Consider the following 13094-nt stretch of genomic DNA (forward strand, 5'->3'; position numbering starts at 1 on the left):
GAGCCAGGATCAAACTCTCCGAAAAAGTACAAAACCGAAGTTTTGTTTTTCGTCAGCGTTTGACTGACTACCTATGAAGTATCATAGGATTTTTTTATAAAAACTCGAATTAACAGGTACGTTTTGTCTTGTTTAGTTTTCAAAGATCATCTTCGCCGTTCTTAGCGGCTTTAATAATATAACATTTCGCTTCATCTTATGTCAACAACTTTTTTCAAGTTTATTTCCCGAAGCGTTTGTGTTTGTCACTGTGTGTCAGCGACGATTAATAATATATCACGAAAACATTCTATTGGTCAACGCCTTTTCAGAACTTTTTTTAAAATAGTTTTATTGTGCATGTTAAACCCTTGTCCTGCATACAATCAAGTAACAATCTTGGACAAGGCAGGAGTGTTTGAATTGAGTCGATTATATGTGTTGCCTATTAAACGGCTGAAGCAAGTAGTCATTATTCTTGTAGCAGCCCTTGCAGCTGCAACCTTTTTTTATGTACAAAAGGCACCGCCGCTGTCTGTATTTAAAACAGAACAAGGACCCCGAGCGATTTATAAAGGAGAGACCTCATCAAAACATGCATCCCTTACGTTTAATATTGGCTGGGGAGATGAGAAGGCTGTTCCTATTTTAAATGTCCTCCGAGAGTACGATATAAAGAACGCCACTTTCTTTCTGTCTGCTTCTTGGGCTGAGCGTCACCCGGATATTGTGAAAAGGATTAAAGAGGATGGCCATCAAATTGGCAGCCTTGGCTATGCATATAAAAATTATAGCCAGCTTGAAGAAAACGAAATTAAGCGAGATCTTGTCCGTGCACAAAATACATTCCAAAAGCTTGGACTGGAAGACATTCAATTATTAAGACCGCCAACTGGGCAATTTAATGAAACGGTATTGAAAATTGCAACACAGTATGGCTATACCGTTGTCCATTACAGCATCAATTCTCAAGATTGGCTGAACCCGGGCGTCGACCAGATTGTTCATAATGTAAATGATCGAATGAAAAGCGGAGACATTATTCTCCTTCACGCCTCAGATTCAGCCACCCAAACCGCTCAAGCCTTACCAGCCATTTTAAAACACTTAAAAGACAAAAATTTAAGAAACGTCACGGTTGGCGAGCTTATCTCTAATACAAAAACAAAGTCAACTGAGGTTAAGTAGCTTTTGCTTTTGAAAACCGCGGCATAGCTAATAACTGAAACGCATTACAACCTAATAGCGGGAATAGCATTAAATACAGCCAGTCCTCTTCATTGACTCTAAGCGCCGGAAACCATTCTAACGACGTGATGACGACCATGAGAAACATTGCAGAAATAAATGTTTTCTTAGAGGACTGCTGCTGTTTAAAATAAGACACGATCAATGCAAACACACCGATAAAAACAGGCAGCCACAAGTATGGAAGAAATGATTCATTCTCCCCGAAAAACAAAAACCGCAAATAAGCTAAATCAAACAGCACGAAAATCACAAGGAATAACTGAATTGTATTCCATAAAGAATGCGACCTGAAAATCTCCAGCGCAAACCGGTGCACTGTCAAAAAGACAACAAACCCCATCTGACTGATTACACTAAAGATCATCCCCACACCAATAAACCAAAATAACACTGACGCAATCTCTAAAATCTCAAACGATACAAACAGCTTCTGATATTTCCCCCACTCCAGCGCAAAACCTACCACGCTTGTAATGACCGCTCCAACAGCCAGCACAGAGAAGAAAAAACGAACTAAATCCCGACTTTTCATTGAATTGACCCAACCCCTATTTTTGTTATGTATAAATTCACGTGAAACATTCATATTAAAAGTAAGACATGTAATGAAAGGAGCCACAGTATGTCAAAAGGCATCTTGCGTATAATGAGCTGTTTTCTTCTTTTATCTCTAACAGCTTGTGCTCCCAAAACCCAATCCTCATCTAATATGGACTATGACGAAACGAAAAAAATGGTCGTCGATATTTTGAAAACAGATGACGGTAAAAAGGCCATTCAACAGTTATTAAATGACGAGGCAATGAATGAAGCTTTGGTAATGGATGAACAAACTGTGAAAAAAACAATAGAGAAAACACTAACTTCTGATAAAGGCAAAGAGTTCTGGAAGAAGGTCTTTGAGGATTCTAAATTTGCCGAGACTTTCGCAAAATCCATGCAGCAACAGCATGAAAAGATGTTAAAACAATTGATGAAGGACCCTGACTATCAACAGATGATGATGGATATTCTCAAGGATCCTGAAATGGAAAAGAAATACGGTGAACTGGTCAAAAGCAAAGAGTTCAGAAAGCACTTAGAGAAAGTCATCACAGAAACATTAAGCAGCCCTCTCTATAAGAAGAAATTCGAAGATGAGCTAAAAAAAGCAGTCTCTGAAAGCAGCAATGATTCCGGTTCACAAGGAAGCGGCAGTTAAACATCACCCGAGTGGCACAAGGTCCACTCGGGATTTCATTATGCTTTTACTGCTAATTGTTCAATGACTTTATTGGCAATGCGTTGATACACTTCCCCTGTCGGATGACTCGCATCATAGACGGAAGGTGCAAAATCGTCCTCATTCCAATCAGGCTGTCTTAAAGGGATTTGACCAAGGACTGATACTCGCAGCTCCTCCGCCAGCTTGTCCCCGCCGCCCTTTCCAAAGACATATTCCTTCTCACCTGTTTTTTTGCTTTCATAGTAACTCATATTCTCAACGACCCCTAGCACCTCGTGATCTGTTTGCAGTGCCATTGCACCTGCTCTAGCAGCAACGAAAGCCGCTGTTGGATGCGGTGTCGTCACAATGATTTCTTTACAGCTCGGAAGCATCGTATGAATATCAAGTGCCACATCACCTGTTCCAGGCGGAAGGTCTAATAGTAAGTAATCTAATTCTCCCCACTCTACTTCGTGGAAGAAGTTATTTAGCATTTTACCAAGCATCGGTCCTCTCCAAATGACCGGTGCGTTTTCTTCAACAAAAAAGCCCATTGAAATCACTTTGACGCCAAAGCGTTCCACAGGAATAATCTTTTCCCCTTTAACTGTCGGTCTGACGGTGATTCCCATCATATCCGGTACACTAAAGCCGTAAATATCAGCATCGATCAGTCCCACTTTTTTCCCTAGACGAGCCAGTGCCACAGCCAGGTTAACGGAAACAGTTGATTTCCCAACGCCGCCTTTTCCACTCGCAATCGCTAAGAACACAGGCGGATTTTTAGAGTTGAGCAAATTTTCTTCCTCATCCTGTGACGGCATAAACTTTTCAAGCGTTTCTTGAGGCAGTTCTTCAAAACGAAGTCCTACAGTGTTCGCGCCGGCTGCTTTTAAAGCTTGTACGATGTCTTGCTGCAGCTTCATCTGCTCAGCAGTGCCTGTCTTGGCAATCGCCACTTTTAAGCTCACATGTTCTTTTTCAGGCTTTAGGCTGATTTCCTTGATGGCATCCAGCTCACCAAGCGGTATATGAAGGAAAGGTTCGTCCATCTTCCCAACTAGTTTTCTCACATCATCTTGTCCGATCATAGCAGAACCTCACCCTTTATTGAATTCGTTTACAATCCAAGTATATCATACATATCCTTACAATGTCTGTCCTCTTTGCCTGCGATAAACAGGAAAAAGCCCCTTATTCAGGCGGCTCTTTTTGCTCTGTTAAATATCTGAGAATGCCTTTATAAATCGAAGCAGCAATTTGATCCTGATATTTAGGAGTCGCCAGCTGACCAGCCTCTTTTGGATTCGATAAAAATCCGATTTCGACAAGCGCTCCTGGCTTCGTGACATTTTGCATTAAATAAATCCCATTGATTCGCTTCGCCTTGCGATCTGTGTTTTCAAGGTTGTTGCGCAATTCATCTTGAATGAACTTCGCTGCTTTTTCATTCTCTTCATACTTTCCGTAAAAGAACGTCTGTGCCCCGCTCCATTTGTTCGATGGAATCGCATTTAAATGAATGCTTAAATAGAGATCCGCTTCAGATTCATTGATGACTTTCACACGGTTTCTCAAATCCTCCGCTTTCTTTCGGGCATAACCCTTTGTATTCTTTGATGATAAATCAGAGTCATCCTCCCGGGTCATGAGAACAAGCGCTCCCTGCTCCTGCAAATAGTCTCTTATCTTCATGGACACATCTAGTGCAATCTCTTTTTCGAGCAGCTCTCCTCCTACAGCCCCGCCATCTGGACCGCCGTGCCCCGGATCTAAATAGATGATCTTGCCGCTCAAAGGCAAGTTCCACGATTTCCACGAATCATCATTTAGAAACTGAAATCTGAATAAGAATAAGAGGACAATAAACCCGATTAAAAACCCTGTCCATTTCAGCTTTCTTTTCATCCCTGTCCCTCCCATACACCATTATTTTATAGATATGGGACAAGGGCTGGAAATATGCTTAGTGCAGTCGAAGCTTATGCCTTTTTTCTGATTCCCGAAAGCCTTCCTGCCACCATTTACTTAAAAATTCCTTCGCAAATGGATACAGACACGACATCTTACGCTCCATTCGGAACATATTCCCCCACGATTGCAAACACCCTGCTAGCTCCTCAACCAGCTCATCTTCTTCATGAACTGACCGCTTTTTTATATCATCGAATGATTCACCATACTTACTCGACTCACCGTATCTCCCACCTGCTAAAAAAGCCTCAATGGCGAAATCAATACAGCCATCACTCATAATCCCAGCTGGATCATCTGCAAATGGGAACAGCTTCTTCGTGAATTTCTCGGAAGCGACCGTCACCTGTTGAAGAGACAATGTACGCAACAGCTTCTTTTCAAGCGTGACATCTCGTTTTGTTTTCAATTGATAAAATGAAAGAACTTCTGCCATGGACTGAACTCCTTTTTTTCTTTGTATTGTTCGTTGGTTTGAACAAAACATGCAGTTCAGTAAATGGAAATCAGTGAGCTAACGGATTGGAAAATTGTGATAAAATGAACATATATATAGAAAGAATAGAAAAGGGGCAAAATTCATGAAGAAATGGATGTATATCCTATTGCTACTAACAGTCGTCTTGTCTGGTTGCAACAGTCAAGCAACCGAGCAAAAGAGCGACATAAAAGAAATAGAAGACATATCATTAAAACAGCTTTCCAAACACAAAAATTCTTATATTGGAGACAATGGAGCAGTCGGCGCTATTTTATCAGATCTTCCAGGTAACGTGATTCGCGAGTATGAAATCGTAGATGAAAAAGCGCTAAAAGTGACATACGGTGTGAAAGAAAATACCAATGATACAGAAGAACAATTTGATTCATTTTGGTTTGATAAGAAGGATACCATTGAAAAAAACTACTTATATAATGCATTGGCACTTTTTATTCTTATCGATAACGTGGAGCAAGTGACACTCAAGATGAACGCTAAAGACGAGCCATCCGTCACGTTTAAAAGAAAACAGCTACAAAAAAAGCTGCCTCAGTCTTTTAAAGTGTACAAAGACGATACAGCGCTTTGGCAAAAGGAACTGGTTGATGGAGTTGTGAAGTCAAAAGATAAACGTCTAGATGTATACAATGCGTTTCCCATCAAGAAATAATAAAAACAGAGGGCGTCACCCTCTGTTTTTTGATAATTATGTAGTAAAAGCTTGAATCAATCGTTGTCGAAAGTTTTGATCTGCTACTACGGTAAGTATAAATTCATCGAACACTTCCCCCATCCAGTGAGAATTCTCCGCTTTCAGGTCATTGATGAATAGAGAAATCGATATAGTTGATGTATCCGTTTTTCGATATAAAGCAGCAGTGACAACAAACAACGTCGATCCACCTTTATACCAAATATATTGATCTGTTTCCGTCTTCAATATTTCTCCCAGCACAATTTGGCTAAAAAGACGCTTTTCTTCTGTTGTTAACAGCTCATCCTGTAGACGTTTCATAAAATGTGCATATTGATTCGTTGTAGACCTTGTCATCTTTTGCGTCAGTAAAGATTGAATACGCAAGCTTAACAAGTTCTTTTTCATCAATGTTTCTTCTAACGCCTTTTTATGCTCCGGGTCATTTTTCATGATATGAAAAATCTCAATCATCAGAGATTTGTATTGTTCATCAGTTACATCGCTTATTTGCTTTAATGCATCCTGCTCATGATCAGATACATAGGCTGGCCACAAAACCTTGGGTGTCAGCGGCATGAGTTCATCATGTTCTGTAAGACCTGCTTGTTTCATCTGATTATTGATCTTCTCTAAGCCCAGCAGGTCAATCAAATAATCAGTACAAGCATTCGAACTGAATTGCATCATCCCTTTGGCAACATCTAATAAAGTTGCATGCTCAGAAAAATCGTTGACCTCCAGCCAGTATGTGTGAGCACCGCCATCGGTTCTATCAATATAAAACCGCTCTATATCAGACAATGTCACTTTTTCATCTAGCTTGATGTCATCGCTGGATACAGCTTTAACAAAATGAAACAAAACCATTAATTTCATCGTACTTGCAAGTGGTGTTTTTTGATTACCATTCCATTCTAATACCACATCTTCATTTTCAATAATTGTTACTGATACGTTCTTTTTGTTTTTCCTGACAAATGTCAAAAGATCCTCTTTTGTTTTCTTCAAATGTTTCTCCTTTCCAAACCACTATAGATTCTCGTCTCCAATATAACAAAAATTTGAAACAAAGGCACAAAAAAGCAAAGGGTTGTGAATACCTTTGCTTCTTGGTGTGTTTATTTACGAAGAAGCTGCAGCTTCATCCCATCATGCGTAGCTTCAAATCCCAACTTTTCGTAAAAACGGCGTGCTTCTGGCCTCTGTTTGTCAGTTGTCAGCTGGATCATATGACACCCGCTGTCACTTGCTCGTTGAATGGCCCGTTTGATCAACAATGTGCCAATTCCTTTCCCTCTATGAGTCGAGGCTGTACGAACTCCTTCTATTGAAGCTCTCCATCCTCCTTGATACGTTAGAAATGGAGTCATTGTTAATTGGAGAACCCCGACTACCTCTTCCCGATCACAAGCCACGATTAGTTCAATATTGGGATCCGCTTCGATCGAATGAAAGGCATTGAGATAGCTTTCTAATAATGGACGAGTGTAGCGTTCTCTCTTTTGGCCTAATTTGTCATCTGAAAGCATCAAAACGATGTTGTCGAGGTCTCCTTGGACGGCTTCTCTAAATGTCAATTGATTCAGATTCAATGAACACACCTCCTATCACGGAATGGAAGCCTTTATTCATTTGCCAAAATACCAATTGATCGCGTTCTCATATAAAATTTTATCCACCGCTTCCTCATCAAACATCCGTTGAATCAACTCAACATCACCGTATTCAAATGGACGTTTCGCCCTTGTAGATGGAAGGTCTGTACCAAACATCAATGCATCAGGATTCGTTTGATAAATGGACGTCAATGCATGTTCCACGTTTAAATCGACTCGCCCAAAACCAGTTGCTTTTACCCGAACCCCTTTATCAACCAGCTTGAGCAAATGCGGCAAACCTTCTTCAGATAAGCCTAAATGATCAATCGAAATAGCCGGTAGCTGTTCAAGCGTAGGTGAGATGTCAGGGAGATGCTTAGCGTCTATGTAGAGCTCACTATGCCAGCCCACCAGCTCATACACCCTTCTCGCAAAATAGTCGAGCTTTGAAATATCCTCCGAACCGCCCCGCTTCACATTAAAACGTAAAGCTTTGACCCCATGTTGATCCAAATGAACAATCTCATCGTCAGTTGCTGTAAAAGGTAATTGTGTCACACCGCAAAAAGTCGGTCCCATTTCATCTAGTGCTTTCAACAAATAGCCTTGATCAAAACCCTGAAATGACCCTGACACAATCGCTCCACCTACAATCCCCAAATCAGCCGTCTCTCTCCTATAATCATTCACCACATAACTCGGCGGTGTATATCCTTGGTTTTCTTGAATGGGAAAATTAAAATCAATGATATGGAAATGTGCATCAAAGATCCTCATGCCCGCGCCCCTCTTCTGCTTATTTGACCTGATTATATCAATAGAGAAAGCCAAGGGATATTTGGAATGACGAATTACTTCATATCATGAAAACTTATCAAGTTTTCCATTCCTCTCGTAAGATGGCATAATAAAACTCATCCCACCACTCATTTCCTTGTGGTATACATTTTTTAAAATATCCCTCTCTCCTCATACCCATTTTCTCCATCACTCTCCATGACGGCACATTTTCAGGCTGACAAGTGGCAATGATTCGATGTAAATTCATTGTGTGAAAACCATGATGTAGGACAGCAAATGCAGCTTCTGATGCATAGCCTTTGTTTTGATATGCAGAGTTGAAGACCCAGCCAATTTCATATGTGTGCTCACCAAAGTAAGGATGAAACACGATATGCCCGATGCATGTATGATCTTCTTTTAATAGAACAGCAAAATTCTTGGCCGTCTTAAGACGATTATTTTTGACAAATTCCTGCGCCTCTTCTCTAGAAAAAACACCTTCTGGCATATACTTCATCACCGCTAGATCAGATGTATATGCATAGACATCCTGCCAATCATCCTCAATAAACGGTCGAATGAGACATCTTTCTGTTGTTAGATTCATAAATGCCATCCCCCTTTAACATCATTTGTTAAACAGAAACCTGACTATGATCCTATTTTATATGTTTCCAGACAGAAAAAAACACAAATAAAAAAGCACCAGCAGGATGCTGATGCTTTTCATATAGGGTTTGTCTGTACAAACCTTTGTAAAACGTCCATACAATATAAAATTGATTAACGTTTTGAGAACTGAGGTGCGCGACGTGCGCCTTTAAGACCGTATTTCTTACGCTCTTTCATACGAGAGTCACGAGTAAGAAGTCCAGCACGTTTAAGTGGTGTACGGTACTCAGGATCTACTTCTAGAAGAGCACGAGAGATACCGTGACGAATTGCTCCAGCTTGACCAGAGAATCCACCACCGTGAACATTTACAAGAACATCGTAGCTGTTAGCTGTTTCTGTGATGTTCAAAGGCTGTTTCACGTCTTCGATTAAAGCAGCGAATGGAATGTATTCAGTAATTTCACGATTATTAACGACGATACGGCCTTCACCTGGAACTAAGCGAACGCGCGCTACAGAACTTTTACGACGACCTGTACCGTAATATTGAACCTGTGCCAAATTGTTAACCTCCCTTATAATTAACCGCGAAGTTCGTAAACTTCAGGTTGTTGTGCTTGATGTGGATGCTCAGAACCACGGTACACATTTAATTTTTTGAACATTTGACGACCTAGTGGACCCTTTGGAAGCATACCTTTGATAGCAAGCTCCAACATTTTTTCAGGGTAGTTTGTACGCATCTCAAGAGCAGTTCTTTGTTTCAAACCACCTGGGTGCATCGTATGACGGTAGTAAATTTTGTCCGTCAATTTCTTACCTGTTAATTCAATTTTCTCAGCATTGATGATGATCACGTGATCACCTGTGTCAACGTGTGGTGTATAAGTTGGTTTGTGCTTACCGCGCAAAAGTGATGCTACTTCAGTAGAAAGACGACCTAGAGTCTTACCTGCCGCATCAACCACTAGCCATTTGCGCTCAATTGTGCTTGCGTTCGCCATTGGTGTTGTACGCATGAGTTTCCCTCCTAAATAAATCAATGAATTTTCCTGAATCAAATGCTACGTTCTATTTCAAAACACAGATAAGTCTTCCGGGGCTTATTTGTGGGGTTGAAATACATACCATATGATATCTTATAACTTTCTGCTTCCTGTGTCAAGAACATGTTACACCTGGTTTAGTTGTCATAGAAAACTTCCCATAAATACAGTCCGTGACTGGGCGCAGTCTTGCCTGCCGCTTCGCGATTTCGGGCGGCAAGCATGGCTTTTATCTCCTCAGGGTGAAATTTACCAGAACCAATGTCAAGTAACGTGCCGGCTATAATTCGCACCATGTTGTATAAAAAGCCATTCCCTCTCACACGCATTTCAAGCCCGTCTGAGACGTTTTTCCACTCAAGGGCGTAAATCTCCCTCACCTTGTCTTGAACCTCTGTATTGGCCGCACAAAAGCTTGTGAAATCGTGTGTGCCAATGAGGTGCCCAGCAGCTTCTCTCATTTTGTCGACATCCAGCGGATAAGGATAGTGACAGGCATACTGTCTCGTAAACACATTTTGGTGCGTTTCCGTTGAGACCCTATAACGGTACTCCTTCGACACAACACCAAATCTGGCATGAAACGACTCATCCACTTCTTCAGCCTTTAGAACACGAATGTCATCTGGCAGCAAGCTGTTGAGGGCAAACGGCCATCTCTCCATCGGGATGGCAAGCGGGGTGTCAAAATGGATGACCTGCCCCTTTGCGTGAACGCCACTGTCTGTCCGGCCAGAAGCCACAATCGGAATCAGTTCGTCTTGTTTATGCATTCTAGCAAGGGCAGATTCAATCTCCGTCTGAATGGTTCGCTGTCCTGGTTGCACTTGATACCCTTTAAAATGTGTCCCATCGTATGATACGGTACATTTTACTTTCATCTAGGCATCACCTAATTTCTAAGCAGCACAAGGAGTGCTGTTAACAGGATGAATAAAAGCAACGTGAACGTGTCTTTCATGCCCCAGACAAGCTGACGGTATTTCGTACGCCCTTCTCCCCCGCGGTAGCCTCTCGCTTCCATAGCGGTCGCCAATTCCTCCGCACGCTTAAACGCACTGACGAAAAGCGGGACAAGCAATGGAACAATCGCTTTTAAACGATCTTTCACGGGTCCGCTTGTAAAATCAACACCTCTTGCCATTTGTGCTTTCATGATTTTGTCTGTTTCTTCGAGTAAAGTCGGAATAAATCGAAGAGAGATAGACATCATAAGAGCAAGTTCATGAACAGGTAGCTTGATTTTACGGAAAGGATGCAGCAGCTTCTCCATACCGTCTGTCACTTCAATAGGTGTTGTGGTCAACGTCAGAAGTGTTGTCATCATGATGAGATAGACAAAACGGAGTGAAATGAAAATCCCCTGTTTTAGACCTTCTTCATAAATATTCAGAAAACCAAAGTGAAAGAGCAAAGCGCCATCCTTTGTCATGAAGATATGCAGAATAAAGGTAAACAGAACAATCCAAAGGATGGGTTTCATTCCTTTGAGAATAAAGTACAGCGGCACCTGAGACACCATCACCACAAGAATAGTGAAGACACCTAAAAGCCCGTAAGTGATGTAGTTATTCGCAAAAAAGACAATAAAGACAAAAAAGAAAATTGATAACAGCTTTGTCCTTGGATCAAGACGATGGACAAAAGATGTACCCGGCACATATTTGCCGATAATCATACTATCCATCATGATGTCGTGTCCTCCTGATATAAAGCTGTTAAGGCTTCTGCCATTTCATCCATGGTCAGAAGCGGTCTTGGAAACGTCATCCCAAGCTTTTCTTCGACAGCCTGCTGGAATTTGATCGTTTCCGGGAGGTCCAGTCCGAAAGAAGACATGTCTGTACGATTGGCAAATAGCTCCCTCGGCGTACCTGTCGCCTTCACTGTTCCTTTGTGCATCACAATCATTTGATCCGCATAATGAGCGGCATCTTCCATACTGTGTGTCACAAGGATCGTCGTCAGGTTGGCTTTTTGATGAAGCTCATAGAACATGTCCATGATTTCTTTACGTCCGCGTGGATCTAATCCCGCAGTCGGCTCATCAAGCACAAGCACTTCTGGCTCCATCGCTAGAACACCTGCAATCGCCACACGTCTCATTTGACCACCGCTTAATTCAAAGGGTGATCGAGATAACAAGGATTCAGGAAGGCCTACAAGCTTCAGCATCTCTTTAGCCTTGGCTTCTGCCTTTTCTTTTAGAACGCCGAAATTCATCGGACCAAAACAGATATCCTTCAGAATCGTCTCCTCAAAGAGCTGATGTTCAGGAAACTGAAACACGATACCTACCTTTTTGCGAAGAGATTTCAGTTCCTTCTGCTTTTTATTGGCTTGTAAGACTGTATCTCCAAGCGCAATGCTCCCCTTTGTTGGTTTGAGCAGTCCATTTAAATGTTGCAGCAATGTCGACTTGCCAGAACCCGTATGACCGATGACAGCAACATAGCTGCCTTCTTTGATGGAAGCATTGACATCATACAAAGCGAGACGCTCAAACGGCGTTTTCATTTGATAACGATGCTCTAATTCTTTGATCGTAATGTCCATAGCTCTTTCACCAATCCTTCTTGTGTCAAATGGGCATTTGCAAGCGGCACACCTTGCTGCTTCAATTGCTTACTCAACCGGTAGGAAAATGGCAGATCAAGTCCAATCTGAACCAGCTGTTCATCTAGTTCAAATACTTCCTCTGGTGTTCCCTCGGCAAATTTCTTCCCGCCATTCATCACAATGACACGGTCTGCCTTCGCAGCCTCGTCTAAATCATGTGTGATGGAAATGACCGTGACCGTTCCTTGTTCCTTCAGTAGTCTGACGGTTTCTAACACTTCTTCACGGCCAATCGGATCAAGCATTGATGTTGCTTCATCCAAGATCATGATGTCAGGGCTTGCGGCAAGTACACCAGCGATCGCTACTCTCTGCTTTTGCCCGCCTGATAGATGGTGCGGCTCTTGATCAAGAAACTCCTGCATATTGACCTGTTTGACAGCCCAATCTACACGCTCTATCATCAATTCCCGCTCAACCCCGTTATTTTCTAAACCAAAAGCCACATCATCACGAACCGTTGAGCCAACGAATTGGTTGTCTGGGTTTTGAAAGACCATGCCGACCTTTTTGCGAATATCCCAAACACTTTCTTCTTTCAGCTCAATCTCACCAACCTTGACCGTTCCTGCATCCGGTAAAATGAGCCCATTCAGTACACGGGCAAGTGTGGATTTACCTGAACCGTTGTGGCCAACAATGGCAAGCCATTCATTTTGATTCACATGCAATGACACTTGGTCTAAAGCGGGCTTGTCCGCATCTTTGTGATAACGAAATACAATGTCTTTTACGTCAATTAATGTCTTCTCCATCTCTACCGGACCTCCTCTCAGCTCAACCTCTACTTTGCCTATTGCTAAAAAGCCGTAGTATCTAAAAAAGGGCATAGATCCAGTTATGA

Annotated in this window: 17 protein-coding genes; 3 read left to right on the top strand and 14 right to left on the bottom strand. The window is 41.9% G+C overall.

Annotated elements, in window-relative coordinates; translation table 11 throughout:
• Positions 1 to 402 precede the first annotated feature (402 nt).
• A complete protein-coding gene (gene pdaB / locus KVT11_RS18395; RefSeq protein ID WP_017366469.1) occupies positions 403 to 1167 on the top strand; it encodes a polysaccharide deacetylase family sporulation protein PdaB in 765 nt (254 codons plus the stop codon).
• Here the strand turns inward: pdaB and KVT11_RS18400 are convergent.
• Positions 1160 to 1762, bottom strand: a complete 603-nt coding sequence (locus KVT11_RS18400; RefSeq protein ID WP_008345196.1) for a KinB-signaling pathway activation protein — start codon at positions 1760 to 1762, stop codon at positions 1160 to 1162. The two genes, pdaB and KVT11_RS18400, sit on opposite strands and share 8 nt — an antisense overlap.
• A gap of 90 nt (positions 1763 to 1852) precedes the next feature.
• Between KVT11_RS18400 and gerD the strand changes: the two genes are divergently transcribed.
• Entirely contained in the window at positions 1853 to 2431 is a 579-nt protein-coding gene (gene gerD / locus KVT11_RS18405; RefSeq protein ID WP_007496366.1) for a spore germination lipoprotein GerD, read from the top strand.
• A 38-nt stretch (positions 2432 to 2469) separates the two neighbouring features.
• Here the strand turns inward: gerD and KVT11_RS18410 are convergent, their stop codons facing one another.
• The 3 genes from KVT11_RS18410 to KVT11_RS18420 all read right to left on the bottom strand — a co-directional run bounded on the left by KVT11_RS18410 (position 2470) and on the right by KVT11_RS18420 (position 4847).
• On the bottom strand, positions 2470 to 3528 hold the full coding sequence (locus tag KVT11_RS18410; protein ID WP_079919469.1) for an Mrp/NBP35 family ATP-binding protein: 1059 nt from the start codon (positions 3526 to 3528) through the stop codon (positions 2470 to 2472).
• 103 nt (positions 3529 to 3631) lie between these two features.
• Positions 3632 to 4345 carry an N-acetylmuramoyl-L-alanine amidase CwlD gene (gene cwlD / locus KVT11_RS18415; protein ID WP_017359175.1) on the bottom strand — a complete coding sequence of 238 codons (714 nt, stop codon included), beginning with the start codon at positions 4343 to 4345 and terminating at the stop codon, positions 3632 to 3634.
• A gap of 58 nt (positions 4346 to 4403) precedes the next feature.
• Positions 4404 to 4847: a YbaK family protein gene (locus tag KVT11_RS18420; protein ID WP_035703915.1), complete on the bottom strand. Its 444-nt coding sequence runs from the start codon at positions 4845 to 4847 to the stop codon at positions 4404 to 4406.
• A gap of 145 nt (positions 4848 to 4992) precedes the next feature.
• Between KVT11_RS18420 and KVT11_RS18425 the strand changes: the two genes are divergently transcribed.
• Positions 4993 to 5562 carry a DUF4825 domain-containing protein gene (locus tag KVT11_RS18425; RefSeq protein WP_210552287.1) on the top strand — a complete coding sequence of 190 codons (570 nt, stop codon included), beginning with the start codon at positions 4993 to 4995 and terminating at the stop codon, positions 5560 to 5562.
• Positions 5563 to 5598: 36 nt separating this feature from the next.
• Here the strand turns inward: KVT11_RS18425 and KVT11_RS18430 are convergent, their stop codons facing one another.
• The 10 genes from KVT11_RS18430 to KVT11_RS18475 all read right to left on the bottom strand — a co-directional run bounded on the left by KVT11_RS18430 (position 5599) and on the right by KVT11_RS18475 (position 13005).
• Positions 5599 to 6597, bottom strand: a complete 999-nt coding sequence (locus tag KVT11_RS18430) for a serine hydrolase (protein ID WP_210552286.1) — start codon at positions 6595 to 6597, stop codon at positions 5599 to 5601.
• Positions 6598 to 6707: 110 nt separating this feature from the next.
• Positions 6708 to 7181: a GNAT family N-acetyltransferase gene (locus KVT11_RS18435; RefSeq protein WP_210552285.1), complete on the bottom strand. Its 474-nt coding sequence runs from the start codon at positions 7179 to 7181 to the stop codon at positions 6708 to 6710.
• A 36-nt stretch (positions 7182 to 7217) separates the two neighbouring features.
• Positions 7218 to 7964 (bottom strand): amidohydrolase family protein, encoded by a 747-nt coding sequence (locus KVT11_RS18440; RefSeq protein WP_116307706.1) that lies wholly within the window; start codon positions 7962 to 7964, stop codon positions 7218 to 7220.
• A gap of 97 nt (positions 7965 to 8061) precedes the next feature.
• Entirely contained in the window at positions 8062 to 8577 is a 516-nt protein-coding gene (locus KVT11_RS18445) for a GNAT family N-acetyltransferase (RefSeq protein ID WP_116307703.1), read from the bottom strand.
• Positions 8578 to 8753: 176 nt separating this feature from the next.
• Positions 8754 to 9146: a 30S ribosomal protein S9 gene (rpsI, locus tag KVT11_RS18450; protein ID WP_007496354.1), complete on the bottom strand. Its 393-nt coding sequence runs from the start codon at positions 9144 to 9146 to the stop codon at positions 8754 to 8756.
• Positions 9147 to 9166: 20 nt separating this feature from the next.
• Positions 9167 to 9604, bottom strand: coding sequence for a 50S ribosomal protein L13 (gene rplM / locus KVT11_RS18455; RefSeq protein WP_003217042.1), 438 nt, complete (start codon positions 9602 to 9604; stop codon positions 9167 to 9169).
• Positions 9605 to 9768: 164 nt separating this feature from the next.
• Positions 9769 to 10512, bottom strand: coding sequence for a tRNA pseudouridine(38-40) synthase TruA (truA, locus tag KVT11_RS18460; protein ID WP_165378685.1), 744 nt, complete (start codon positions 10510 to 10512; stop codon positions 9769 to 9771).
• Positions 10513 to 10523: 11 nt separating this feature from the next.
• Positions 10524 to 11321, bottom strand: a complete 798-nt coding sequence (locus KVT11_RS18465; RefSeq protein ID WP_008345215.1) for an energy-coupling factor transporter transmembrane component T family protein — start codon at positions 11319 to 11321, stop codon at positions 10524 to 10526.
• Positions 11318 to 12187: an energy-coupling factor ABC transporter ATP-binding protein gene (locus KVT11_RS18470; protein ID WP_116307701.1), complete on the bottom strand. Its 870-nt coding sequence runs from the start codon at positions 12185 to 12187 to the stop codon at positions 11318 to 11320. Before KVT11_RS18470 ends, KVT11_RS18465 begins: the two co-directional genes overlap by 4 nt.
• Positions 12163 to 13005, bottom strand: a complete 843-nt coding sequence (locus KVT11_RS18475) for an energy-coupling factor ABC transporter ATP-binding protein (RefSeq protein WP_008345218.1) — start codon at positions 13003 to 13005, stop codon at positions 12163 to 12165. The genes KVT11_RS18470 and KVT11_RS18475 overlap by 25 nt, the downstream gene beginning before the upstream one ends.
• Positions 13006 to 13094: the final 89 nt, after the last annotated feature.

The sequence above is a fragment of the Bacillus sp. GbtcB10 genome (assembly GCF_019091365.1).
In the GTDB taxonomy this organism is placed as follows: Bacteria; Bacillota; Bacilli; order Bacillales; family Bacillaceae; genus Bacillus; species Bacillus altitudinis.

Bases quoted from the DNA above. Each gene is read 5' to 3' on its own strand.
- KVT11_RS18400 (WP_008345196.1), bottom strand. From the start codon at position 1,762: ATGAAAAGTCGGGATTTAGTTCGTTTTTTCTTCTCTGTGCTGGCTGTT.
- gerD (WP_007496366.1), top strand. From the start codon at position 1,853: ATGTCAAAAGGCATCTTGCGTATAATGAGCTGTTTTCTTCTTTTATCT.
- KVT11_RS18410 (WP_079919469.1), bottom strand. From the start codon at position 3,528: ATGATCGGACAAGATGATGTGAGAAAACTAGTTGGGAAGATGGACGAA.
- cwlD (WP_017359175.1), bottom strand. From the start codon at position 4,345: ATGAAAAGAAAGCTGAAATGGACAGGGTTTTTAATCGGGTTTATTGTC.
- KVT11_RS18420 (WP_035703915.1), bottom strand. From the start codon at position 4,847: ATGGCAGAAGTTCTTTCATTTTATCAATTGAAAACAAAACGAGATGTC.
- KVT11_RS18425 (WP_210552287.1), top strand. From the start codon at position 4,993: ATGAAGAAATGGATGTATATCCTATTGCTACTAACAGTCGTCTTGTCT.
- KVT11_RS18440 (WP_116307706.1), bottom strand. From the start codon at position 7,964: ATGAGGATCTTTGATGCACATTTCCATATCATTGATTTTAATTTTCCC.
- KVT11_RS18445 (WP_116307703.1), bottom strand. From the start codon at position 8,577: ATGAATCTAACAACAGAAAGATGTCTCATTCGACCGTTTATTGAGGAT.
- rplM (WP_003217042.1), bottom strand. From the start codon at position 9,604: ATGCGTACAACACCAATGGCGAACGCAAGCACAATTGAGCGCAAATGG.
- truA (WP_165378685.1), bottom strand. From the start codon at position 10,512: ATGAAAGTAAAATGTACCGTATCATACGATGGGACACATTTTAAAGGG.
- KVT11_RS18465 (WP_008345215.1), bottom strand. From the start codon at position 11,321: ATGATGGATAGTATGATTATCGGCAAATATGTGCCGGGTACATCTTTT.
- KVT11_RS18470 (WP_116307701.1), bottom strand. From the start codon at position 12,187: ATGGACATTACGATCAAAGAATTAGAGCATCGTTATCAAATGAAAACG.
- KVT11_RS18475 (WP_008345218.1), bottom strand. From the start codon at position 13,005: ATGGAGAAGACATTAATTGACGTAAAAGACATTGTATTTCGTTATCAC.